The 22,947-nt window shown below is 71.9% G+C and carries 21 protein-coding genes; 10 read left to right on the forward strand and 11 right to left on the reverse strand.

Features of this window, described 5'->3' with window-relative positions:
- Positions 1-42: 42 nt before the first annotated feature.
- The 6 genes from V7E46_RS15445 to V7E46_RS15470 all read right to left on the reverse strand — a co-directional run bounded on the left by V7E46_RS15445 (position 43) and on the right by V7E46_RS15470 (position 6,702).
- Positions 43-1,245 (reverse strand): flavodoxin family protein, encoded by a 1,203-nt coding sequence (locus V7E46_RS15445; protein ID WP_333768945.1) that lies wholly within the window; start codon positions 1,243-1,245, stop codon positions 43-45.
- Positions 1,246-1,256: 11 nt separating this feature from the next.
- Complete coding sequence (locus V7E46_RS15450; protein ID WP_333768946.1) at positions 1,257-2,291, reverse strand: formylglycine-generating enzyme family protein; 1,035 nt, start codon at positions 2,289-2,291, stop codon at positions 1,257-1,259.
- Positions 2,288-3,292, reverse strand: coding sequence for a formylglycine-generating enzyme family protein (locus V7E46_RS15455; RefSeq protein WP_333768947.1), 1,005 nt, complete (start codon positions 3,290-3,292; stop codon positions 2,288-2,290). Before V7E46_RS15455 ends, V7E46_RS15450 begins: the two co-directional genes overlap by 4 nt.
- The gene (locus V7E46_RS15460; RefSeq protein WP_333768948.1) at positions 3,289-4,986 is read right to left on the reverse strand and encodes a WD40 repeat domain-containing protein; all 1,698 of its coding nucleotides are present in this window, start codon (positions 4,984-4,986) and stop codon (positions 3,289-3,291) included. Before V7E46_RS15460 ends, V7E46_RS15455 begins: the two co-directional genes overlap by 4 nt.
- A 15-nt stretch (positions 4,987-5,001) precedes the next feature.
- Complete coding sequence (locus V7E46_RS15465; RefSeq protein ID WP_333768991.1) at positions 5,002-5,583, reverse strand: GTP cyclohydrolase II; 582 nt, start codon at positions 5,581-5,583, stop codon at positions 5,002-5,004.
- 480 nt (positions 5,584-6,063) lie between these two features.
- The gene (locus V7E46_RS15470) at positions 6,064-6,702 is read right to left on the reverse strand and encodes a LysE family translocator (RefSeq protein WP_329172279.1); all 639 of its coding nucleotides are present in this window, start codon (positions 6,700-6,702) and stop codon (positions 6,064-6,066) included.
- A gap of 246 nt (positions 6,703-6,948) precedes the next feature.
- On the opposite strand from V7E46_RS15470, the gene hisS reads away from it, so the two are divergent.
- Positions 6,949-8,277 (forward strand): histidine--tRNA ligase, encoded by a 1,329-nt coding sequence (gene hisS, locus V7E46_RS15475; RefSeq protein ID WP_333768949.1) that lies wholly within the window; start codon positions 6,949-6,951, stop codon positions 8,275-8,277.
- A gap of 790 nt (positions 8,278-9,067) precedes the next feature.
- On the opposite strand, the gene V7E46_RS15480 is transcribed toward hisS, so the two are convergent.
- Positions 9,068-9,967: an AfsR/SARP family transcriptional regulator gene (locus tag V7E46_RS15480; RefSeq protein ID WP_333768950.1), complete on the reverse strand. Its 900-nt coding sequence runs from the start codon at positions 9,965-9,967 to the stop codon at positions 9,068-9,070.
- A gap of 480 nt (positions 9,968-10,447) precedes the next feature.
- Between V7E46_RS15480 and V7E46_RS15485 the strand changes: the two genes are divergently transcribed.
- Genes V7E46_RS15485 through V7E46_RS15495 form a run of 3 tightly spaced genes read left to right on the forward strand, consistent with a single transcriptional unit; the run spans position 10,448 to position 13,303 of the window.
- Complete coding sequence (locus tag V7E46_RS15485) at positions 10,448-11,980, forward strand: MFS transporter (protein ID WP_333768951.1); 1,533 nt, start codon at positions 10,448-10,450, stop codon at positions 11,978-11,980.
- A 20-nt stretch (positions 11,981-12,000) separates the two neighbouring features.
- On the forward strand, positions 12,001-12,654 hold the full coding sequence (locus V7E46_RS15490) for a hemerythrin domain-containing protein (RefSeq protein ID WP_333768952.1): 654 nt from the start codon (positions 12,001-12,003) through the stop codon (positions 12,652-12,654).
- A 37-nt stretch (positions 12,655-12,691) separates the two neighbouring features.
- Positions 12,692-13,303 (forward strand): TetR/AcrR family transcriptional regulator, encoded by a 612-nt coding sequence (locus V7E46_RS15495; RefSeq protein WP_333768953.1) that lies wholly within the window; start codon positions 12,692-12,694, stop codon positions 13,301-13,303.
- Between the two features lie 145 nt (positions 13,304-13,448).
- Here the strand turns inward: V7E46_RS15495 and V7E46_RS15500 are convergent, their stop codons facing one another.
- Together V7E46_RS15500 and V7E46_RS15505 are read right to left on the reverse strand one after the other, a co-directional pair.
- Positions 13,449-14,315: an SDR family oxidoreductase gene (locus V7E46_RS15500; RefSeq protein WP_333768954.1), complete on the reverse strand. Its 867-nt coding sequence runs from the start codon at positions 14,313-14,315 to the stop codon at positions 13,449-13,451.
- 43 nt (positions 14,316-14,358) lie between these two features.
- Positions 14,359-15,942 carry an FAD-dependent monooxygenase gene (locus tag V7E46_RS15505; RefSeq protein ID WP_333768955.1) on the reverse strand — a complete coding sequence of 528 codons (1,584 nt, stop codon included), beginning with the start codon at positions 15,940-15,942 and terminating at the stop codon, positions 14,359-14,361.
- Between the two features lie 299 nt (positions 15,943-16,241).
- On the opposite strand from V7E46_RS15505, the gene V7E46_RS15510 reads away from it, so the two are divergent.
- The 6 genes from V7E46_RS15510 (at position 16,242) to V7E46_RS15535 (ending at position 19,993) form a co-directional block, all read left to right on the forward strand.
- Positions 16,242-16,553, forward strand: a complete 312-nt coding sequence (locus V7E46_RS15510; RefSeq protein WP_333768956.1) for an antibiotic biosynthesis monooxygenase family protein — start codon at positions 16,242-16,244, stop codon at positions 16,551-16,553.
- Positions 16,550-16,999 (forward strand): nuclear transport factor 2 family protein, encoded by a 450-nt coding sequence (locus V7E46_RS15515; protein ID WP_333768957.1) that lies wholly within the window; start codon positions 16,550-16,552, stop codon positions 16,997-16,999. The genes V7E46_RS15510 and V7E46_RS15515 overlap by 4 nt, the downstream gene beginning before the upstream one ends.
- Positions 17,000-17,400: 401 nt before the next feature.
- Entirely contained in the window at positions 17,401-17,631 is a 231-nt protein-coding gene (locus V7E46_RS15520) for a hypothetical protein (RefSeq protein ID WP_333768958.1), read from the forward strand.
- A complete protein-coding gene (locus V7E46_RS15525) occupies positions 17,624-18,085 on the forward strand; it encodes a nuclear transport factor 2 family protein (RefSeq protein ID WP_329172294.1) in 462 nt (153 codons plus the stop codon). The genes V7E46_RS15520 and V7E46_RS15525 overlap by 8 nt, the downstream gene beginning before the upstream one ends.
- Positions 18,082-18,840: an SDR family NAD(P)-dependent oxidoreductase gene (locus V7E46_RS15530; RefSeq protein ID WP_333768959.1), complete on the forward strand. Its 759-nt coding sequence runs from the start codon at positions 18,082-18,084 to the stop codon at positions 18,838-18,840. Before V7E46_RS15525 ends, V7E46_RS15530 begins: the two co-directional genes overlap by 4 nt.
- A gap of 88 nt (positions 18,841-18,928) precedes the next feature.
- Positions 18,929-19,993: an LLM class flavin-dependent oxidoreductase gene (locus V7E46_RS15535; protein WP_333768960.1), complete on the forward strand. Its 1,065-nt coding sequence runs from the start codon at positions 18,929-18,931 to the stop codon at positions 19,991-19,993.
- Between the two features lie 216 nt (positions 19,994-20,209).
- Here V7E46_RS15535 and V7E46_RS15540 read toward each other — a convergent pair whose 3' ends face one another.
- Positions 20,210-21,682 (reverse strand): FAD-dependent monooxygenase, encoded by a 1,473-nt coding sequence (locus tag V7E46_RS15540; protein ID WP_333768961.1) that lies wholly within the window; start codon positions 21,680-21,682, stop codon positions 20,210-20,212.
- A gap of 86 nt (positions 21,683-21,768) precedes the next feature.
- The gene (locus V7E46_RS15545) at positions 21,769-22,827 is read right to left on the reverse strand and encodes a phosphotransferase family protein (protein ID WP_333768962.1); all 1,059 of its coding nucleotides are present in this window, start codon (positions 22,825-22,827) and stop codon (positions 21,769-21,771) included.
- Positions 22,828-22,947: the final 120 nt, after the last annotated feature.

Below are 22,947 nucleotides of genomic sequence, written 5' to 3' on the forward strand. Positions count from 1 at the left end.
TCCTCTCACGCGAACGGGGTGCCAATGGGCGGGGGGTGAGTGTCAGCGGGCGGCCTGTGCGTCGGCTGGTCTCGCCGGGGCCGCGGCGGCCGGGCGGGTCGGGCCGCGCAGCTGGGTGGTGACGCGGGCCAGCCTGCCGCCCTGGAAGACGGCCGCCGCCAGGGTTTCGCGGCTCGGCAGCGGCCCGTCGGCAGCGGTGTGCGAGATCCCGTACGGGTTCCCGCCCGCCGTGGTGATCGACGGGTCCGTGTAGCCGGGGGGCACGATGACCGCTCCCCAGTGGTGCATGGCGTTGTAGAAGGCGAGCAGCGCGGATTCACTGCCGCTGTGCGGGTGGGAGGTCGTGACGAATCCGGTGGCCGCCTTGCCGTCGAGCCTTCCCGACGCGCGCAGCGGCTCGCACTCCTCGATGAACTGCAGCAGCAGCGGCGAGACGGTCCCGATCCGTGCGTGCGCTCCCATGGCGACCGCGTCCGCCCACTCCACGTCCGCCGGGGTCGCGCCGCGGCTTCCCCAGTGCCTCGACGCGCCGACCGGGAGCAGCCTGACCTCGGCGCCCGCCGCCATGGCGCCCTCGGCGAGCGCGGCGGCCAGCGCGCGGGTGGCGCCCTCGCGGGGATCGCAGATGACCGCGATCCGCCCCGGGCTGCCGGCCGGCGGGTCGTCGCGGCCCGCCGCCATCCGCGCGGCGGCCCGGCTGACCCGCACCCCGAGCGTCTGCGCGGCCCACAAGGGCGCGGCGCCGACCGCCCCTTCCTGGTCCGAGGGCGCGCAGACCCCGTAGGGGTTGGCGCCCGCGGCGGTGAACGCCTCGTCGGTGGTCCCGGCCGACAGGATCAGCGCGCCCCAGTGGTACATGCTCTGGTAGAGCGCCAGCAGGGTGGTCTCGCGCCCGCCGTGCAGGCTGTTGGAGGTGGTGATCGCGGTGACCACCCGGTCGGCGAGCGCGCCCTCGCGCCACAGCGCGGAGGCCGACTCGATGAACCGCTTGAGCGGGGACGAGATGTTGCCGTAGTAGGTGGGGGTGCCCAGCACCACCCCGTCCGCCCAGCGCAGGTCCTCGGGGGTGGCCACCGGGATCCCGTGCAGATCGGCCCGCTCCCCGCCCTGCGGGTCCCCCGGCACGCGGAGCAGGCGCACGTGTGCGCCGCCCGTACCCGCACCGGCGGCTGCCGCCTGCGCGAGCGCGTGGACGGTTCCCCTCCTGCTGTAGTAGATGACGGCGATATTGGGCGCCCTGCGCATGATTCCCCGCCCTATGGCGATTCCGCGAGCCGGAAACCCACCGCGTAGTGGGACCGGTCGTACAGTCCGTGCCGGCGCCGGCAGCGCGCCAGATCCCCCCGGCGGGTGAAGCTGCCGCCCCGGACGATCCGGTAGCTGCTGAACGACCGCAGCCGCTCGTCGGCGGACTGCATGCCCGCCGGGTAGGCGACGAGGTCGTCGGCGATCAACTCGCCGCCCGGGTAGGGCCGGTAGTCGTCCGCCGTGTACTCCTCGACGTTCCCGGCCAGGTCGAGCACGCCGAAGGGCGACCGGCCCGCCGGGTAGATGCCGACCGGGGTGGTGGACAGCGGCCCGGCCTCCGAGGTGTTCGCGGCGTCCTCGCGGAAGGTGTCGCCCCACGGGTATTCGCGGGCCTCGCCGCCGGTCGCCGCGTACTCCCACTCGGCCTCGGCCGGCAGCCGGAAGGCGCGGCCGGTCCTGGCCGCCAGCCAGTCCGCGTAGGCGTCGGCGGCCAGCGGCGGGACCGTCCACACCGGATGGTTGGCGAGCTGGTCCGGGTAGCAGCCGAAGTGCCAGGAGGTGGGCAGCCACCGGGCGCGGGTGTCCTCCAGGAAGCGGCGGTATTCGAGGTTCGTCACCGGATAGCGCATGATCCGGAAGGCGCCGATCTCCACGTCGTGGGCCGGGCACTCCTTCCTGAGGTACGCCTCCTGGAGCCCGGAGTCCGACCACTGCCGCAGGACGTGGCCGATGCGCTCCTCCGCGAGCCCGATACGCACCCGCGCCGCCGGGATGTCCACCATGGCCGGGTCCTCGGGCCGTACCCGGGGATCCCCCGCGAGGCCGCACAGGGACGCGGCCATGTACCGCCGCCCGAACGGCGACCCGGGGTCCTCCGCGATCCGGGCGAGGCCGTCGGGGGACTCACCCAGCAGCTCGGCCGCGTGCCCGCCGAGGTCCTCGGGCGACGAGCGCCCCTGGAACCACGGCGGCAGCCGCATGGCCTGCCGGTCGCCGATCATGTCCAGGTTGACGGCCATCGGCTCCCCGCTCGCGACCGTCACGGCGCCACCTCTTCGACCAGCCGGAAGCCGATGGCGTAGATCTTCCGGTCGAACCAGCCGTGGCGTCTGGCGCAGCGGGCCAGGTCCCCGAAGCGGGTGAAGCTGCCGCCGCGCGCCACCCGGTAGCTGCCGGAGGCGGTGAGGTCGTCGGCCACGTCGGCGCCGCCGGGGTAGGCCGCGTAGTCGTCGGCGACGAATTCCTCGACATTGCCGGCCATGTCGTCGGCGCCGAAGGGCGACCGGCCCGCCGGGTAGATGCCGACCGGGGTGGTGGACAGCGGCCCTTCCTCGACCGTGTTCGCGTGGTCGCTGCGGAAGTCCGGCCCCCACGGGAATTCGCGGTCCGCCCCGCCCGCGCCGGCCGCGTACTCCCACTCCGCTTCGGTGGGGAGCCGGAAGGGGCGGCCGGTGCGCGCGGCCAGCCAGCCGGCGTAGGCGTCGGCGTGCTCAGGGCGCACCGTCCAGACCGGGTGGTTGGCGCGGTGGACGGGGTAGCAGCCCAGCTCCCAGGAGGTGGGCAGCGCGTCCAGGCCGGTGTCCTCGAGGAACACCCGGTATTCCAGGTTGGTCACCGGGTAGCGCATGATCCGGAAGGCCCCGATGGCGACCCGGTGGCGGGGGGTCTCCTTGCGGATCCAGGACTCCAGCACACCGACGTCGGCCCACTGGCGCACCACCTCGGCCACCCGCTCCGGCGGCAGCCCGATCTCGCACCGCGCCGCCGGGACCGGGACCGTCTCCGGGTCGCCCGGCCGGATACGGGGGTCGCCGGTGAGCGCCAGCAGCGAGCCCGCGGCATAGCGGCGGGCGAACTTCTGGTTCTCGTCGGCGCACACCGCGGCGAGGTCGGCCGGCGGCAGCGCGAACAGGTCGGCGTGGCCGGCGAACACGTCGTGCGGCACTCGTTCCACGAGCGAGTCGGGCAGCCCCATCGCCTGCCGGTCGTTCAGCCGGTTGGGATCCTTGACGATCGGTAGGGGCCGCCCGGACGGAGCGGTCACGCGGGTTCCCCCGGTATCTCGTAGACGTTGCTGTCGTAGGAGCCGGCCAGGAACAGCCCGCGGTCCGCGTCGTAGGCGAGCGAGGAGATGCCGGACGTGGTCGGCCGGTCCTCGACGACCCACTCCTGGCTCCGGCTGTCGTAGATCTTGACGTGGCCGTGGTAGGAGCCGGTCGCGATCAGCCGTCCCGAGGTGTCGGCGGCGACGCACTTGATCGAGTTGGGGTGGGTGGTGGGCACCACGCGCGAGGTGAAGTCGGGCTCCCACAGGCGCAGCTGGAGGTCGCGGCCCACGCTGGCGAAGCGTCCGCCGTCCAGGCCGACGCAGCCGTTGGCGATCCGGTCGTGCGCGGCCTCGATCCGGTGCACCAGTTTCAGCGTCCGCGCGTCGTGCCAGGCCACACCGGTGTCGGCGCAGACGGAGAAGAGCAGGTCGCCGGAGGCGGCGACGCCCTTCACCGCGTTCGGGTGCAGCGGTATGTCGACCACGTGGTGCAGCTCGCCGTCCGCGTCGAGCCGGAAGACCAGGCCCTCGCCGGTGTAGGCGCCGATCAGCACGTGGGCCACGCCGTCGATCTCGAAGCGGGCGCCGCAGTTGAGCGGGGAGCGGTGCTGGTGCAGGACCTGGCCGGTACCGGCGTCGAGCACCTTGCCGAGCTGGCCGCCGGTCACCGTCAGGGTCGCGCTCACCGGGGTGAGGAAGTTGCACAGGCTGCCCATCCGGGCCTGCTCCACGCCGTCCCTGGCCACGATGCCGGCGTCGCCCACGGTGTAGACGCTGCCGCCGTGCGCGACGACCGCGTTGACGCCCGGGGTGGGGGCCACCTCGCTGGTGCTCCACTCGCCGCTGGAGTAGTCGAAGGAGCGGTAGGAGGCGCCGAAGGTGCCGAAGACCAGGACGGTGCCGGCCGCGAAGGCGCAGGACCGGGGCCACACGTCGTCGGGGATCTCGGACTGGCCGACCCTGCGCAGGTCGCCGCCGGAGGTCTCCCACAGCAGCAGCTTGCGGTCGTAGCTGAGGCTGACCAGCAGATTGCGCCCGCTGCCGAGGACCAGGCGCTTGATGCCGGCGTCGTGTCCCTGGACGGCGGTGCGCTCCTCGCCGCGGATCACGATGATCTGGCCCTCGTCGTTGCCGGCGTAGATCGTGCCGTCGCCGTCGATGACGATCGTGTCGGTCTCGACGCCGCCGAGGTCGATGTCCTCCAGCAGCTCGCCCGTGTCGGAGGACCAGCGCTTCACGGTGCCGTCGTCGCTCGACGTGACGAGCTGCGACCCGTCCGCCGACCAGTCCACCGAGATGACGTCGGCGGTGTGGCCCGCGCAGGAGTGGACGAGATTCCCGCTGAAGTCGTAGACCCGCAGGCGGTGGTCGCGCGAGGCGGTGGCGACCAGTTCCCTGGTCGGGTGGAACGCCGACATCTCCACGTCGTCGGCCTGGTCGTTCAGGACCGCGCGCAGGCGCAGGTCGGGCACGGACCACAGGCGCGCGGTGTAGTCGCTCGACGACGTCACCAGTAAGGTGCCGTCGGGGCTGAAGGCGCACTGGTTCGCCAAGTGGTCGTGCAGCACGCGGTTCACCGGGCGGTCGGTGCTCTGATCCCACAGGATCACCTGGTTGTCATAGCCGGCGCTCGCTATGTACTTGTCCTCATAGGCGGCGATTCCGCTGATCGGACTCTTGTGCTCGATCACGATCCAGGCTCCTCGTCAGTCAATTTCGATGGAATGGCCGGCGTGCATGACTTTGGCCTTGAGGTACTTGCGATTCGAATCGGTGACATGCACACCTGTGAGCCGCTGACTGTGGACGACGACGCCGCTCTCGCGTAATTGCCGGATTTTTTCCGGATTGTTCGAGAGAATCTCGATCTCTTTGAGGCCCAGCGCGACAAGCATCTGCGCCGCAGAGGAATAGGTGCGCTGGTCGTCCAGGAAGTTCAGCGCCCGGTTCGCCTCGAAGGTGTCCATGCCGGTGTCCTGCAGCGCGTAGGCGTCCAGCTTGTTGTACAGCCCGATGTCGCGCCCCTCCTGGCGGAGGTAGAGCAGGATGCCGCCTCTCTCGTGCATCAGGAGCAGGGCCTCGCGCAACTGCGGACCGCAGTCGCAACGGGCCGATCCGAGCACGTCGCCGGTCAGGCACTCCGAGTGCAGCCGGACGATCGGGACGGCCTGCGACAAGGCGTCGCCGAACACCACGAGAAGGTGCTCGCGGCCGTCGGCGAGTCCGTTGAAAGTGATGATCTCGGTCACTGCGAACTCGCCGTCGGCGACCTGGAGCGGAACACTCACCCTGGCACGGATACGGGGAGGCCCTGGCTGGTTTTCAGCCGCCTGCTCGGGTACGTGAATTCCGTTGAGCGAGTGGGAAGAACGGTTATCTAATGACATCCCCCGCCACCTGAAGTCGGCTACTCGTCTAGCCGGAACCATTGTGACGCTGGTTGCGGCATTCGAATGCCGCAGGTCCGACTTGATCCAGGCGACACCCTGTCGCAGCAACGCGGACGTGTCAAGGGTGCCCAACACAATCGCTTTGGGATGATCTTGAATTCCGAACTCGGCGCTTTGCCATTCACAGAGCACCCGCCACGCAAAGAGTTCAGAACCGGCCACGGCGTGGGTTATCAGCCACAACGGCGGGACGGAATTCAAGATTCCGGAGCGGCGTCCGGGCCGCCGGAAGGAGCGATTCGGCTGCTCAGAGCCGTCGGGACGGCGGGTCGGGCCGGACGCCCGCCGCGCGGGGAGGGCCGCGCGACAGGCGGAGAATCAGTCTCTGTGGCCCGTAATCGCGATGATGATGCCGAGTCCGATCATGGAAAGGCCGCCTATCGCGCCGACGAGGGCGAGGCGCCTGGGCGACCGCGCGAACCAGCTTCGCGCGGTCGCCGCCGCCAGTCCCCACACACTGTCGGAGACCACGGCGATGACATTGAAGACCAGACCGAGCACCAGCATCTGCACGGCGATGTGCCCGTGGTGGCGGTCGACGAACTGCGGCAGCACCGCGGCGAAGAACACGATGGTCTTGGGGTTGGCCACACCGACGGCGAACCCCTCCCACAGCGTGCGGGCGCCGCCGTAGGCGGGTCCTTCACCGCTGAACGAGGCCTGGAGCGCGCCGCGCTGGCGCATCGCCTTGACACCGAGGTAGACCAGATACGCGGCGCCCAGCAGCTTGAGCACCGTGAAGACGAGTTCGGAACGTTCCACGACCGTGCCGACGCCGAGTGCGACGGCGATGACGAGCAGATAGGCCCCCAGGGTATTGCCTGCGACGGTGGTCAGCGCGGCCCGGCGCCCCTGCGCCAGGGCTCGCCCGACCACGAACAGCACGCTCGGGCCGGGGATCACGATCAGCAGGAACGACACGGCCGCGAATGCCAGTAAGCGGTCTGTAGACAACATGAGCCACATACAAGCACGCACACCCCTGGGACGTCAGAGATTTCCGGCACGCGGCCCGACATACGGTCAACGCGGTGCCGCACGTACGCACCGCGCCGCATCGCCGCCGGTCACGGCGTGTGCCGCGGTCTCCGGCAGGCGGCTGAGGCGGCGCGCCCGTTCCGGCCGGGCCTCCCCGCCCGGCCGGGGCGGGCCGCCGCCGGGCCGTTTTGCGGCGCGGCACCGGATTCCGGGACGATAGCCCGCATGGCCTCATCGAAACAGTTTGAGCCCGCGTCCGGGACCCGGGATTTCCTCGCAGCAGAGTACGAGAAGCGTGAGCACGCCTTCGCCACGATCCGCGGCGTGTTCGCCCGCTACGGCCTCCAGCCGCTCCAGACCCCCGCGTTCGAGCGCCTGGACGTGCTCGCCGGCAAGTACGGCGACGAAGGCGACAAGCTGATCTTCAAGATCCTGCGGCGCGGGGAGCACGAAGCCAGCGGCGAGGCCGACCTCGCGCTGCGCTACGACCTCACCGTGCCGCTGGCCCGCGCGGTGGCCGCGTACGGCAGCCAGCTCCCCACGCCGTACAAGCGCTACACCATCGCCCCGGTGTGGCGGGCCGACCGCCCCGGCAAGGGCCGCTTCCGCGAGTTCGTCCAGTGCGACCTGGACATCGTGGGCTCCTCCTCGCCGCTGTGCGACGCCGAGATCGTGCTCGCCCTGCACGACGCGCTGGACTCGCTCGGGGTGCCGGAGTTCCGTTTCCTGCTGAACTCCCGGCAGGTGCTGTTCGGGCTGCTGGAGGCCTACGACGTCCCGGCGGAGCTGGGTTCCGGCGTCCTCATCACGCTCGACAAGCTGGACAAGCTCTCACCCGAGGCGGTCGTCGCCGAACTGGTCGCCGGCCGGGGCCTGGCGGCCGATGTGGCCCAGGGCCTGGTGGACGACCTCACCGCGCCGGACGCCGCCGAGAGGATCAGGGAAGGGCTCAAGGCGAGCGAGACCGGGCAGACGGGCCTGGCCGAGGTCGACCGCCTGCTGGCACTCACCAAGGACACGATCCCCGCCGCACGCATCGCCTTCACCCCGAATCTGGTCCGCGGCCTGGACTACTACACCGGCATCATCTTCGAGGTCGTGGCGCCCGGCGTGCCCGGGTCGATCGCGTCGGGGGGCCGCTACGACGGCCTGATCGGGCGGCTCGGCGGAAAGGACTCGCCGGCCTGCGGCGGCTCGCTCGGCATCGAGCGCATCCTGCCGCTGCTCGACCAGGGCGCGGAGGCGGACTACGCGCAGATCGACGTGGCCGTGACCGTCATGGACGAGGATCTGGCCGCCGAGAGCTTCCGGCTGGCCGACCGCGTCCGCCAGGCCGGGATCCGCACCGGCGTCTACCTCGGGTCGAGCCGGAAGTTCGCCAGCCAGATGAAGTGGGCCAGTGGGCAGGGAGCCCGCTTCTGCCTCATCCACGGAGCCGCGGAGCACGCCGACGGCGCGGTCACCGTGCGGGACATGGTCAGCGGTGAGCAGACCAGGGTCGCGTTCGACGAAGCCGCCGCGGACATCGCCCGGCGGTTCGCACCGGCCGGCTGACCCGCACCGGGACACCCCGTTCCGCTGCCGACCCGTCCCGGGACAAACGGATGGGAACGCAAGGCGATCGGATCTTCGAGATCACCGCGGAGCGGGGGTTTCCCGATCCCCGGCCGAGTTTCGGGGACTCCCTGTGCGAATGGGGGAGCACGGGTGTCCGCGACTTCTCCGCGATGATGCGCGGCTGTATCACGCGCCCCCGGGAGAACACCGGACACCGGCGCAACGCATGGAACGGCGAAGCGGGGTCCGGCGTCGCGGACGGGATCTTGTCCGCCGAATGCGGCCCGGCCTCATCAAGGCACCGGTGCCCCCTGGCGTCCCTGAGAAGACCGTCACGTCCCTGCTTTATCCGGACGCGTGGCGTCCGTTGTTCCGGAGGCACGACTTCCGCCCGGTCGCACCGGCGAAAGGCCCTCGCCAATCCGCCCTCGCAGGGCCGGACAGCCGCACGGGGGCCTTCCGGGCGTCCTACGGCGGGGGCGGTCGGGGGTGGCGACAGCAGTCGGCCTGGGGGCCAGAAAGTATGGCCGATTCCCGCTGGCGCGCCACGGAACCATTGAGATGATTTCCCGGTGAGGAACACGTACCGGCACCACGACCGATACGATCAAGCTCTCCGGCACGGCTTTCACTTCACCAAAGGGATGACCCCTGGGTTTTTGAAGAATTGCCGGCACGTATCCCCGTCCGCCCCCTGGGGGGCGCTTTTTCATGATCCTGCCGAACAGCGGCGGGCTACGCTGCCCCCGCTGTCTGGTGTGTGCACCCCGTTATGACGGACCCCGTACTACTCGTCCACTGCGCGCGGCATGAAATCCGCCATGTCCGACACCGGATACGAGTGCCCGATCGACCGTCTCGGGTGGCCGGAATGCGACACGAGATCCAGCGAAAGCAGTTTGTCGGGCTGCTCGGGCGCCTCGATCGACGGATCGCAGGCAAGAATCGCCTGGTGCAGGTGGCGGATTCGCGGCGACGGTTCCAGGCCGAGTTCGTCGTGCAGCACCTTGCGGAGCCGCTGCACGACACCGAGGGCCTGGATGCGCCGGCCCGAGCGGTACAGGGCGAGCATGAACTGCGCGTGCAGGTTCTCGTGGGTCGGGTACTGGTTGGTCAGCGAACTGAGTTCGCCGAGCAGGTCATGGTGGCGGCCCAGCCGCAGATCGGCCTCGATCCGCTGCTCCTGCACGCTGATCCGGCTCTCCTCCAGGCCGACGAGGTGGGTGCGCAGGATGGGTCCCGCGGTCACGTCGGCCAGGGCCGCGCCGTTCCACATGGTCAGCGCCTGGCCCAGCAGACGGGAGGCGCGGGCGTCGTCCTTGCTCAGGGCGGCCCGCCCGTCGCGGACCAGGTCCGCGAACACGTTGACGTCGAGCGCGTCGCACCGCACGGAGAGCAGGTATCCCCCGCCGCGGGTCTCCAGGATGCGCCGTGCCGCCTGCAGGCTGCCGATTCGCGGCACTTGCCGCAGCTTGTGCCGTAATTGCAGAATGTACGACTGCAGCGTCGACATCGCAGTATTCGGCGGGTTGTCTTCCCAGAGTTCCTCGATGCAGGTGCTCGTGGACACAACCTGATTGGCGTTCAGCAGGAGCAGCGCCAGCAGCTGGCGCTGCTTCGGAGCCGTCGGAGCGTAGAAGCGATCCTGTTCGTACACCCGGAGCGGGCCGAGTATGGCGAATTCCATGAAGGCCTGGTACCACCTTTCCAAGTGACGCAGCGTACCGGGAGAAGGGATGGTGCAGTCGGAAGCCCCAAACGCGAGCCAGGTCTATCATTTTTTTGGACGCAACCAGTGGGGATTTTATGCGCCGCCGGAGCCGAAATCAAGCATTCCCCGCAAAATACCCGACAGTACATTAGGATCGCATCTCCCCGACAATTGCAAATTGTCGTTAAATTAATTTACGGGAGCGACACCTCTGACGGGCGCGGAGTGAGTGGTCGGCCGACCTGAGAGCGGAAGTAATACCAGTACACAGCTGTGATCTGCGCCCACTCTGGTGGTTCTCGATGGTGGCTGGATCTCAGACACCTGGAGGCGGCCGGCCTGCCGCGACGGGCGAAACTTGCCCGCCCACCCTTTGCAGAGCATACTGTTCCACAGATACGGGACAGTTTGTTCCAGACATCTCCCTTCCCGCGGCTCACTGTCAGGAGTTCCCTCGTGACCGATCGAACCGTCCGGCCGGGGGTCATGCCCCTCCCGGGCGACACTGCTCAGGCCTCCTCCTCCCGCAAGGGGCTGGCTCTCACCCTCATCGCACTGGCCCAGATGATGGTCGTGCTGGACGTCTCGGTCGTGAACGTGGCCCTGCCGTCCATCCAGGGGGCGCTCGGCTTCTCCGCGTCGAACCTGGAATGGGTCGTCAACGCGTACGCCCTGACCTTCGGCGGCCTGCTGCTGCTCGGCGGCCGGATCGCCGACAAGTACGGCCAGCGCAGGACCTTCATGGCCGGCGCCGCGCTGCTCACCGTCTCCTCGCTGCTGGGCGGTCTGGCCCAGGACCAGGCGTGGCTGCTGAGCGCCCGCGCCGCCCAGGGCGTGTCGGGCGCGCTCATCGCCCCGGCCGCCCTCGCCCTGCTCACCAGCACCTTCGCCGAGGGCGCCGAGCGCAACAAGGCGATGGGCGTCTACGGCGCGGTATCCGGCATCGGCGGCGCGCTGGGCAATGTGCTCGGCGGCGTCTTCACCGACGAACTCAGCTGGCGCTGGGTGCTGTTCATCAACGTCCCGATCGGCGCCTTCGTGCTGGCGTCCGCCACCCGGGCCTTCCGCGAGTCCCGTCCGGCCGGCGGCCGGCTGGACCTGCCGGGCGCCCTGTCGGTGACGGCCGGCATGTCGCTGGTCGTGTACGGGCTGATCAACGCGGCCAGCCACTCGTGGGGCAGCACCGGCACCGTCGTGCCGCTGGCCGTCGGCGGCGCGCTGCTGATCGCCTTCCTGCTGATCGAGGCCCGCTCCGCCTCCCCGCTGCTGCCGCTGCGGATCTTCCGCAACGGCAACCGGTCCAGCGCCTACGCCATCATGCTCGCGGTCGGCTCCGCGCTGATCGTGCTGTTCTACTTCCTGACCCTGTACATCCAGATCGTGCTGCGGTTCAGCCCGCTCAAGACCGGATTCGCCTTCCTCACCTTCGCGGTGGGCGCGGCGGTCTTCGCCACGCTGAGCAGCGCCGTGGTGGCCCGGGTCGGTCCGCGGCTGCTGCTGAGCGTGGGCACGCTGGTGTCCGCGGGCGGCATGTTCTGGCTGTCCCGCATCGACGCCGACAGCGCGTACTTCGGGTCCCTGTTCGGCCCGCTGCTGATCGCGGGCAGCGGTATCGGGCTGTGCTTCGTGCCGCTGACACTCGCGGCGGTGGCCGGGATCAGGGGCGAGGAGACCGGTATCTCGTCGGCACTGCTCAACGCCAGCCAGCAGGTGGGCGGCGCGCTCGGCCTCGCGGTGCTCGGCACGGTCGCCGCGACCGCGACCCGGCACCGGATGGAGAAGCTGCTGCCCGGCAGCGAGGGCGCCGGCAGCAAGAGCAGCCGGCCGGTCCCACCGCAGGTCCAGCACGCCGTCAACGACTCACTGGCGCACGGCTACAGCATCGGATTCCTGATCGCCGGCTTCGTCCTCATCGGGGCGGCGGTCATCGCGGCCACCGTGATCCGGGTCTCGTCCGAGGACGCGGCACGTACCGACGTCGCCGTCTGATCACCCGCTAGGAGACACTGATGAGCACCGACACCCGATACGACACGCTGTCCAAGCTGGACTTCGCCATGATGTACGCCGCCCACGACGCCTTCCGGCGCGACGCCGCACGGCTGATCACGGCGGCCGACGCCCGCACCGGCGACCCGGCGGCCTTCCGGCACGGCTGGGCGGACTTCGCGCGCTACCTGACCATCCACCACACCGCCGAGGACAACAGCCTGTGGCCGCCGATCAGGGCCAGGGTGGGCGGGGACGCCGGCCGGGTGGCGCTGCTGGACGCCATGGAGGCCGAGCACGCCGTGCTCGACCCGCTGATGGACTCGGTCGGCGAGCAGCTCGAAACAGGCGACACCTCCCGGCTGCGGGCGACCCTGGAGGAGCTGGCAGCGGCGCTCACCGCGCACCTGGCGCACGAGGAGACCGAGGGCCTGCCGCTGGTGGACGCGGTCCTGACCGAGCAGGAGTGGGACGCCTTCGGCCAGGAGCAGCGGCGCACCATCGGCCTGCGGGGCGCCGCCCACTTCTTCCCCTGGATGCTGGAGGGCGCGTCGCCCCAGGTGGAGCAGCGGGTGCTGGCCATCGTCCCGCCGCCGGTCAGGTTCCTTTACCGTAGGCAATGGCGCCCCAAGTACGACAGGAAGTCACCGTGGGGGCCGTCCTCCCGCGCCTGAGGCACTGGCGCGGGGGCGGGAACGGATCGGAGTCGAGATGCCCACGTCAACCGGGGCGGGAGAGTTCTCCAGCGCCCCGCAGCGCGGACCGGATCCGCGGGCGGCACGCAGCCGCGCCGCGGCGCTGGGCGCCGCGCAGCAGCTCCTGGTGGAGCAGGGCTGGTCGGCCGTGACGCATGTCGCCGTCGCCGCGCGCAGCGGGGTCGGGCGCACCACGCTCTACCGGCACTGGCCCGACGCGGCCGAGCTGATCAGGGACGTCATCGCGCAGCGGATAGCGGGGGCGCACACCACGCCGACCGGCGAGCTGCGCGATGACCTGGTGCAGGAGCTGGAGGGCCTGCGCGCCCTGCTGCACGATCCGGTCAGCGAGACCGGCCTGCGGGCGGTCATCGAGCGGGCCGGCGCCGACCCGGTGTTCTCCGAGCTGAAGGAGTCGCTGTACCGCAACGGCTCGCAGGTCTTCCGCCTGGTGATCGACGACGCCAAATTCCGCGGCGAGCTGCCGGCGCACCTGGAGACCGACCGGGCGATCGACGAACTCGCCGGGCCGCTGGTGTACCGCAGACTGCTGGCCGGCCGCACCTTCGACACCGGCTACGTCGAGCTGGTCGTCGACGATTTCCTGGCCGCGCACGCGGTCCAGTGAGCCGCGGGGCCGCGGCGGTGAACCGCGGCACGCGGCCCGTGAGCCGGGGCCCCGCCCGCCGCGATCGGTGAAGCGGAGAGGGCCGGCCCGCCCCGACACGGGGTGGGCCGGCCCTCTCCGCGCGCCGCGGCGGGACGCCCGGCGCTCAGCGGAAGGCGTGGGCGTGCTCGGTCGCCCACTGCCGGAACGTACGGCCGGGGGCACCGAGCGCCTGCTCCACCCCGGGGAAGACCCGGCCGCGGAAGTCGTCGCCGGACTCCAGGGCGGTACGCAGCGCCTTGACCACGCCGTCCGCGGTCTCCTGCGAGTAGCGGGCGGCCAGCACGGCGTGGTGCTCCTCCAGGGAGATCTGCTCGAACCGCAGCGGGCGGCCCAGCACCTCCCCCAGCACCGCGACCTGCTGGCGTGTCGTCAGCGCCTCGGGGCCGGTCAGGGCGTAGGCCACACCCTCGTGCCCGTCGGTGGTCAGGGCGCGCACCGCCACGTCCGCGATGTCCTCGGGGGCGACGAGGGCCTCGGCCAGGTCGGCGATCGGGCTGCGCACCACCGACTCGCCGCGGACGCCGGGCGCCCAGCCCAGCGCGTGCGTCATGAAGCCGTTCGGCCGCAGGATCGTCCAGCCGACCGCGGACTCGGTCAGCGCCCGCTCGGCCATCCGGTGCCAGCGGCCCAGCGGGGTGTCGTTCTCCTCGTCGACCTCCTCGACGCCCAGCGTGGACAGCTGCACGATGTGCGTGACGCCCGCCTGCTGCGCCGCGGCCACCAGGCGGGCGTCGTGGCTGCTCTTGTTGTGGCCGAGCGACATCAGGAAGACCTTGTTCACCCCCTCGAGGGCGGCCGGCAGGGTGGCGGGGTCGCCGAGGTCGGCGGCCACCACGTCCACGCCCTCGGGCAGCCGGGCCCGCGACGGGTCGCGGGTCAGCGCCCGTACCTTGTGGCCGGCCGCGTACAGCCGGGTCAGCACCTTGCCGCCGATGTTGCCCGTGGCTCCGGTCACCAGAAACATGGTCATCCCTCCTCGTCGGTGGGGCGCCGCGGTCCGCGGGCGCCCGGGGTCACTCGGGCCGGTCGAGCACGGTACGCAGCGCGGCCTCCAGGCGGCCGGCCTCGTGGTGGTCCTGCGCCCGCCAGGCGATGAAGCGGTCCGGGCGGACCAGGGCGGCGCCGGCCGGCGTGACGCCGTACGCCTTCTCCCAGCCGTCGAGGCGGTGCACCGGCAGGTCGATGCCGAGCAGGGCCGCGGCCTCGGCGCCGGCCCGCTGCCACTGCTCGCCCTCGGGTCCTGCGCCGGCCAGCAGCACGAAGGAGCGGCCGAAGAGCGCGGTGGTGGACGGCACGCCGGCCGTGTCGAGCGGGACGTAGGGGGCGCGCGAGCCGGGCCGGCCGGTCGGGGCGGTCGGGTCCTCCAGCAGTTCCCCCGTCTCGCCGGGCTCTGGCACGACGGCGCCGCCGGCGTAGCGGTAGCCGAAGACCTGGGTGACCGGGTGGACGGGGGCCGCGGCGGTGCTCGCGTCGAGGTCGGGGCCGAGCCGCTCGACCGTGTTGGTGTACTGCTGCTCGGCGATCATCTCCGAGACCGGCCGGCGCTCGGCGTCGTGGCTGTCCAGCAGCCGCGGGCCCGCCTGCCCCTTGACCACCATGGCCAGCTTCCAGGCCAGGTAGAAGCCGTCCATGACGGCGGTGTTGCCGCCGAGGCCGCCGGGCGCCGGCACCACCTTGGCCGCGTCGCCGATCAGATGGACCCGCCCCTGGCTGAAGCGGTCGGCGACCTCGCAGACGATCGTGGTCTCGCCGGTGCCGACGACCGTCATCTTCAGGTCGGGGATGCCGATCCCGGTGCGCACCAGTTCCTCGCACTGCCCGGTCGTCCAGTCCGTGTAGTCCGGCTGGTCGTCGGACATGCCGCGGATGTAGCCGTACCGGCCGGGCACGTCGGTGGTGTAGAACACGCCGGGCACCGGGTCGAGCAGGTGGAACAGGGCGAACCGGCCGCCTTCTGCGACATCGCCCTCCAGGCCGGACACCGCGGCGCGCATGTCGGCGTCGAAGAACACCCGGAAGACGTTGCCGAGGAATCCCCGGCCGTGCATGGCGATGCCGAGCGCCTTGCGGACCGGGCTGTGCCGGCCGTCGGCGCCGACCAGATAGCGGGTGCGTACGGTGCGGCGGGAGCCTTCGGCGCGGTCGTGCAGCACGGCGGTGATCCCGTCCTGGTCCTCCTCGAAGGACACCAGCTCGGTGCCGAAGCGGAGCCGGGCGCCCAGCTCGGCGGCCCGCGCGGCGAGGATCTCCTCGGTGCGCTCCTGGCTGGCCATCGCCCAGTCCTCGGGCGAGACATGGCTCATGCTCATCTCGCCCTCGGTCATGATGCCGCGCAGCACCGGCCCCGACAGGGACTTGGCCAGCGCCATGTAGAACTCGCCGGTGCCGCCGGGCGACGCGGCAGTGATCGCGTCGGCGACCCCGCCGACCCTCAGCGCCTCCATGGTGTGCGGGTACTGGCCGCGGGCCTTCATCACCACCGAGGTACCGGGGTGCTTCTCCACCAGCAGCGGCCGCACACCGTGCAGGCCGAGGAACAGCGCGGTGGTCAGGCCGGACAGGCCGCCGCCGGCGATGAGGACAGGTACCTCCTCCACCTCGCCTGACTCCTGGTCACGGGCATCTTCCGGATCCGACACGGCGGCGCCTCCCGGGGCTCGCGGGCTGGTTGGTCGTGCCGCCAGCTTGCGCACCGCTCTTGGCGGGGCGCTCGGGCCGTGCTCCTGCCCGGCCCGTGTCCCGGTGTCGGCCCGGTAGCCCCGGCCGTCTCCCGTCCCCGGCCCCTGCCGGGTCCCACCGCCGCCCCACCCCGCCATCAGCGGGCGGTACGAGGGTGGTTGCCGCACCACGCAGCACAGTTGGCACCCGTCCCCTCACGCAGAGACAAGGAGCCGTCGTGTTCGTCTTCGTCAACAAGCTGACTCTCACCGGCGCGGCCGAGGACCTGGAGCGGATCTACGCCCATGTCGCCGAGTTCATGCGGACCCGGCCCGGCCTGATCCGGTACCAGCTCGTCCGTTCGCAGAACGACCCCGGCATCTACTTCAACGTCGCCGAGTGGGAGAGCCAGGAGACCTTCGACAAGGCGCTGGCCGAGCCGGAGTTCCGGCGCCGGCTCAAGGCGCTGGGCACCGTCATCAAGGGCGAACCGCATATGAGCGATGTCGTCGAGGTAGGCGTGGCCGAGCCCGTCGGGGGTGTGCGATGACGCAGACCGAGACCGTACCGGTGACCGCGACGCCGGTCGGCGCGCAGACCTATGCCGAGATCGTCCAGTTCTACTCCCATCACATGCAGCTGCTCGACAACGCCGAGGCCGAGGAGTGGGCCGACGGCTTCACCGAGGACGGCGTCTTCGCGCAGAACGTCAAGCCGGCGCCGACCAGCGGCCGGTCCACCATCGCCGCCTCGATGCGGCGCGGGGTGGACCGGCTCAAGAACCGCAACGTGGTGCGCCGGCACTGGCTGAGCATGGTCGTCGCCGACCAGGTCGACGCGGACCAGGTGCACACCCGCTACTACGCGGTGGTCTTCGAGACCCCGGTCGGCGGCAAGGCGTCGGTCTATCTGAGCACGACCGGCAAGGACGTCCTGGTCCGCGAGGACGGCCGCTGGCGGATCAAGTACCGCGAGATCAACCACGACGGTGCCTGAGGCCGCCCGCCCGGCCGGCACCGTCCCCGGTGCGGTCCGCTCGCCGTACGCCGACGGCGTGCTCTACGGCGAGGTGGAGCGCTTCTACGCCCGGCAGGTGCACCTCCTCGGCGAGGGCGACCTGGACCGGTGGGCGCTGACCTTCACCGAGGACGCCCTCTTCGAGCAGGAGGCGCAGGCGGGCCGGGTGTGGACCGGGAACGCCCCGTCCGAGCGCCGCGGGGGGGGGGGGGGGGGGGGGGGGGGGGGGGGGGGGGGGGGGGGGGGGGNCGCTGGCGGGCCGTTTTTGTTCGGGTAACCGCGCGTCGGGGGGGGGGGGGGGGGGGGGGGGGGCCGCGGGGGCCGGGGCCGCGGTCGCCGCCCGCCAGGAGGCCGCGGCCGTCCGGCGCTACCTGATCGGGATGCTGGACCTCGCGCCGGCCGCCGACGGCTCGGTCCGCACCCGCTACCGGGCGGTGCTGCTCCAGACGCCCAGGGGCGGTACGCCCGAGGTCTATCTGAGCACCACCGGGCAGGACGTGCTGGTCCGGCAGGACGGCGACTGGCGGGTGCGGCACCGCATCAACTCCCACGACAACGCACCGGCGGGCAGCGCCGGCGCGCCGACACGGAAGGACCACACCCATGGCTGACCTGACCCGCGAGCGGGTGGACGCCGCGTACGGAGCCCTCATGACCGGCGACCGGGACAAGATCCTGGAGTTCTGGGACGAGAACCTGCGCTTCGAGATGCCGGGACACCACCAGTTCTCCGGCTGGTACAACGGCCTCGACGACTACCTGAGCAAGATGTCCAAGCTCGGCGAGGCGCACGGCGGCCGGTTCAGCGCGACGACCAAGCACGTGCTGATCCTGCCCGAGGCCGGCGTCTCCATCGACATCTACGAGCTGGACGGCTACCGGCCGGGCGCAGAGGAGGGCACCACCTCCCCCTACGACCGGCTCCAGGTGCAGGGCGTGCACATGCTGCGCTGGGAGAACGGCCGGATCGTCGAGGGCCGCAGCGCGCTGTTCGGGGACGGGGTGCCCCGCGCCGACATGTGGTGGTCCCCGGTGACCTCCGCCGGCGAGCGCATCGAGCTGTGACCGGCGACGCGCTGCGGGACCGCTCTGTCGTCGTGACGGGCGGGGGCACCGGCATCGGCCGGGCCACCGCCCTGGCATTCGCCGACGAGGGCGCCCGGGTCCTGGTGGTCGGCCGCAGCGCGGACCGGCTGGCCGGAACGACCGGCCTGCACCCGGCCATCAGGGCCTGCCCGGCCGACATCTCCGCCGCGGGCGCCGAGGACGTGATCGTGGACGCCGCGGTCCGCGAACTCGGCGGCATCGACGTCCTGGTGAACAACGCGGTCACCATGAATTCCGCGCCGCTGGGCCGGATCGGGCAGGACGTCACCCGCGCCCAGGTGGAGACCAATCTGCTGGCCCCGCTCTTCCTCACCCAGCGGGCGCTGCCGCTGCTGGAGGCCGCCAAGGGCCTGGTGATCAACGTGACCACGGCCGGCAATCAGCGCGGCTGGCCCGGCCATTCGGTGTACGGCGCCACGAAGGCGGGACTGGACTTCTTCACCCGCACCTGGGCGCTGGAGCTGGCGCCGCGCGGCATCCGGGTGGCGGGGGTGTCGCCGGGGCCGGTGGAGACCCCGATCGGCGAGCACTCCGGGCTCGACGCCGCCGCGGTCGCGGTGATGCGCGACCGGCAGCGCGCCCGGGTGCCGCTGGGCCGGGTGGGCCGGCCGGAGGAGGTCGCCTGGTGGCTGGTGAACCTCGCGCGTCCCGAGGCGTCCTTCGCCACCGGGCTGATCGTGGCGGTGGACGGCGGTGCCGGAGTCGTCTTCTGAGCCCCCGAGTGCCTGAACCCCTGAGCAGCCCATGAGCACCGACCCGACCGACCGGCCCCCCGCGGACCGTCCGACCAGGGAGCACTGCATGGAATTCGGTATCAACTTCTTCCCCACCGTGGGCCCGGACGACAAACCGGCCGCCACGTACTTCGAGGAGGCGCTGTGGCTGGCCGAGCTGGCCGAGGACCTCGGGTTCGACCATGTCAAAACCGTTGAGCACTACTTCTTCAAGTACGGCGGCTACAGCCCGGACCCGGTGACCTTCCTGGCCGCGGTGGCCGCCAGGACCCGGCGGATCAAGCTGGTGACGGGCGCGGTGATCCCGGCGTTCACCCACCCGCTCAAGCTCGCGGGCAAGCTGGCGATGCTGGACAACATCTCCAAGGGGCGGCTCCAGGTGGGCTTCGGCCGGGCCTTCCTGCCCGACGAGTTCGACGCCTTCGAGCTGTCCATGGACGAGAGCCGGCCGCGGTTCGCCGAGGGCCTGCGGGCCTGCCAGCGGCTGTGGGCGGAGGAGGACGTGGTCTGGGAGGGCGGGTTCTACAGGTTCGGCCCGGTGACGCTGCTGCCGCGCCCGTACCAGCGTCCGCACCCGCGGATCCTGGTGGCCGCGGCGATCACGCCGTCGTCGTGCGAGCAGGCGGGCCGTGACGGCCACGGGCTGCTGCTGGTGCCGTCGATCTCCAAGCGCGAGAAGGTCCAGGAGATGCTGACGCTGTACCGCAAGGCGTACGCCGAGGCCGGGCACCCGGCGGGCGGCGACGAGGTGCACATGAGCTACAACTGCTACCTCAGCGAGGACGCCGACGAGGCCCGCGCCAAGGGCAAGGAGTATTCGCAGCGCACCAACTCCGTGATGGTCGACGCGGTGGCGGCCTGGGGCAGGCGGCGCAGCGAGGGATACGAGGGCTACGACCAGATCGTCGACAAGATCGCCAAGGCGGACTTCGACCGGTCGCTGTCGGAGAACAAGGTCCTGGTCGGCACGCCCGCCGAGGTCACCGAGCGGCTGCGGACGATCCGCGAGTGGTACGGGGACGTCACCGTCAGCCTCCAGGTGATCTCGGGCAATCCGCCGCTGGAGGAGTCGGTGCGCACCCTGCGGCTGTTCGCCGAGCAGGTGCTGCCGCACTTCCGCGGCGCGGCATGACCCCCGCAGAAACAGAAGCGCCACCAGCAGCGGGGGGGGGGGGGGGGGGGGGGGGGGGGGGGGGGGGGGGGGGGGGGGGGGGGGGGGGGGNCGGCGCCCCCCAAAACACCCCCCCCCCCCCCCCCCCCCCCCCCGCGCCCCCCCCCCCCCCCCGCTGCTGGTGTGCGCTGCCCGCCGTCCGCCGGTGTCGTGCGCGCGGCGGGCGCGGGTACGGGCTCAGCCCGCGGCGGCCTGGGGCACCATCGCGGCCACCGTACGGGCGGCCACCGCGGCCACGGTGAGGGCCGGCGGCACCCCGCCTGAGGAGCCGTGCAGCAGCGAGCTGTCCACCACGTACAGGCCCGGGTAGCCGTGCACACCGCCGTCGTGGCCGGTGACCAGGCCGAGCGGGACACCGCCGACCACATTGCCGCCGGTCGTGCCGACCCGGGCGAAGGCGGTGCTGCTGCCGGGGTTGGCGGCGTCGAGCCGGTCCAGGGTGTCCTGGACGGCCTTGGCCATCACGGTCACCCGCGGGTCGTCGACCGGCCAGCTGAGCACCACGTCGTCCTTGTCCCGGTCGAACCGGAAGCTGCCCAGCGCGGGCGACGGGCAGGCGCCGATGGTGGTGATCCAGCCCTGGCCGGCCGGGGCGTCCACCCAGGGGAAGTTGAGCAGGGACACCGGCGCGTGCGGGTTGTCCTCCCAGTCCTGCACGAGGATCGCCGAGGGGCCGCCCTGGGCCGGGTTGTTCTCCGGCATGCCGGTGCGGGCGGTGATCACCTCGCTGTTGCCGACCTTGGTGCCGAGCGCGTCCGACAGGCCCGGCAGTTCCCCGGTGGCCCGGGCGCGCATGAGCAGCCGGGTGGTGCCGAGGGTGCCGGCGGCCAGCACCAGGGTGCGGGCGCGCACCTCGTGCCGGGCCAGTACGGTGCCGCGCTCGTCGATCTCCTCGTACGACACGGCGTAGCCGCCTGCGCCGTCCTGGCGGATGGCGGTGACTGAGCTGAGCGGGCGTACCTCGGCCAGCCCGGTGGCCTCGGCCCTGGCGAGCAGCGTGACGTCGACGCTGCGCTGGGCGCCGCTGTTGACGCCGAAGAGGTTGAGGCCGGCCACCTCGGCGGCGACCCGCCGCCCGGCCATCTCCTCGCGCACCACGTCCCAGTCCACGGCCAGGTCGATCAGCCGGTACGGGATGCCGGCCCGGTCCAGCTGCTCGGCGAAGGAACGGGCCGAGCGGTAGAAGTCGGAGGCGTAGATGTCCTCGGGGATGGGGCTGCACCCGATGAGTTCGCGGGCGTGCGGGTACCAGCGGGTGGTCATCTCGGTGTGGTCGAGCACATCGCCGAAGGCCTGCCGGAACAGCTCGGGCGACGGTTCGACCATGGTGGCGTTGCTGAGCAGGGACGCACCGCCGACACCGGCCGCGGCGATCATGGTCAGGCCCTCGCCGTCCAGCGACTCCAGGACGCCGGTGTAGACGTCCAGCTTCTGGTCGGTGAGCGGCGAGCGCTCGCTGAGCCAGGCGGCGCGGCCGTCCAGATTCCGCTGGGTGGCGAAGGTGTCGCCCTGCGGGGTGACCGGCCAGCGCCGGCCGCGTTCCAGCACGAGGGTGCGCACGCCCGCCTCGGCGAGCTTCAGCGCGGCGATGGCTCCGGCGTATCCGCTGCCTATGACGAGGGCGTCGGTACGGTGCTGCTGGTCTTCCACGGGTCGGCCTCCAGGAGTTCTGTGGAACGTTCGGGCGTACGGGTCGGGCTTCCGGGGGGAGCGGTGCGGCCGGTGCCGCGCGGCGGTCAGCCCGGCGACCGCAGGGCGCGGTCCAGGAGCCGGGCGGCGTTGCGGGCCAGCGGGACGTCGGCCTCGGACGCGACCAGGCCGTGCTCGACGATGAGCCGGCCCACCCGGTTGGCGATCAGCGCGAACCGGAGGCCGGCGAAGAGTTCGTACCAGTGCAGGTGGGCGCCGACCTGGCGGCCGGTGCCGGCCTCGTAGCGCGCCACGGTCTCGGACCTGCCGGGCAGTCCCGGCAGGCGGGTGGCGCCGACGCCTTCGCTGAGGTGCCGGTCGAACCACAGGTACCAGCCGAGGTCCGCCTCGCCGGGGCCGAGGAAGGCCATTTCCCAGTCCAGGACCGCCGCCGCCCCGGTGCCGGCGAACAGGATGTTCCCCAGCCGGGCGTCGCCCCAGACCAGTTGGCGGGCGGCCGGCTGCGGCGGCAGGTCCGCGCGCAGCACGGCGAGCGCCTCGACGGCCGCGCCGGTGCCGGGACCGGCGAAGTGGTCCAGGTGCCGCTCGTAGAAGTCGAGCTGCGCGCAGAGCCCGGCGGGGGCGCGCAGCCCGCCGAGACCGAGGGCGTACGGGTCGAGCCGGTGCAGCCGCTCCAGGACGCCGACGCCGCTCCACCACACGGCGGCCTGCCCGGCGGGCGGCGAGTCGTGCAGCGGCCCGCCGCGGTGGTACGACGGCAGGTCGGACGGCACCCAGCCGGGGACGTGGGTCATCGCGTAGAAGGGGGCGCCCAGCAGGCCGGGGTCGGCCTCGTAGCCGAGGACGGCGGGCACGGGCACATCGGTGCCGGCCAGCGCCCGCAGGATCGTGTACTCGTCGTCCAGGTGGGAGACCGGCATCACCCGGTAGCGGATCGGGGCGACCCGGACCACGAACCGGCGCAGCCGCGGGATGCCGCGCTCGGTCCAGTCGGCGTGCACCAGCAGGCTCTCGTGCGAGAAGCCGAGGGCCTGCGGGAGGTCGACCACGATCCGCAGATCCGTGGCGTACGGCAGCCGGTCGGAGAGCCAGCCGGTGAGGCGCTTGCGGGTGAGTTCGAGGTCGCGTTGCAGGGGTACGGGCATGGGCCGGCTCCTCGGCGGACGTGAACGGACCTGCGGCGGTCGGGGGAGGGCGCGGGCCGCGTGGGGCGGGCCGCACCGGTGATCGTCGCCCAGCGCGCTGGGGACCTGCTGGGGCCGCGA

The organism is Streptomyces sp. IBSBF 2435 (genome assembly GCF_036815005.1).
Lineage (GTDB): Bacteria > Actinomycetota > Actinomycetes > Streptomycetales > Streptomycetaceae > Actinacidiphila.

Bases quoted from the DNA above. Each gene is read 5' to 3' on its own strand.
- V7E46_RS15445 (WP_333768945.1), bottom strand. From the start codon at position 1,245: ATGCGCAGGGCGCCCAATATCGCCGTCATCTACTACAGCAGGAGGGGA.
- V7E46_RS15470 (WP_329172279.1), bottom strand. From the start codon at position 6,702: ATGTTGTCTACAGACCGCTTACTGGCATTCGCGGCCGTGTCGTTCCTG.
- hisS (WP_333768949.1), top strand. From the start codon at position 6,949: ATGGCCTCATCGAAACAGTTTGAGCCCGCGTCCGGGACCCGGGATTTC.
- V7E46_RS15480 (WP_333768950.1), bottom strand. From the start codon at position 9,967: ATGGAATTCGCCATACTCGGCCCGCTCCGGGTGTACGAACAGGATCGC.
- V7E46_RS15490 (WP_333768952.1), top strand. From the start codon at position 12,001: ATGAGCACCGACACCCGATACGACACGCTGTCCAAGCTGGACTTCGCC.
- V7E46_RS15495 (WP_333768953.1), top strand. From the start codon at position 12,692: ATGCCCACGTCAACCGGGGCGGGAGAGTTCTCCAGCGCCCCGCAGCGC.
- V7E46_RS15500 (WP_333768954.1), bottom strand. From the start codon at position 14,315: ATGACCATGTTTCTGGTGACCGGAGCCACGGGCAACATCGGCGGCAAG.
- V7E46_RS15515 (WP_333768957.1), top strand. From the start codon at position 16,550: ATGACGCAGACCGAGACCGTACCGGTGACCGCGACGCCGGTCGGCGCG.
- V7E46_RS15520 (WP_333768958.1), top strand. From the start codon at position 17,401: ATGCTGGACCTCGCGCCGGCCGCCGACGGCTCGGTCCGCACCCGCTAC.
- V7E46_RS15525 (WP_329172294.1), top strand. From the start codon at position 17,624: ATGGCTGACCTGACCCGCGAGCGGGTGGACGCCGCGTACGGAGCCCTC.
- V7E46_RS15535 (WP_333768960.1), top strand. From the start codon at position 18,929: ATGGAATTCGGTATCAACTTCTTCCCCACCGTGGGCCCGGACGACAAA.
- V7E46_RS15545 (WP_333768962.1), bottom strand. From the start codon at position 22,827: ATGCCCGTACCCCTGCAACGCGACCTCGAACTCACCCGCAAGCGCCTC.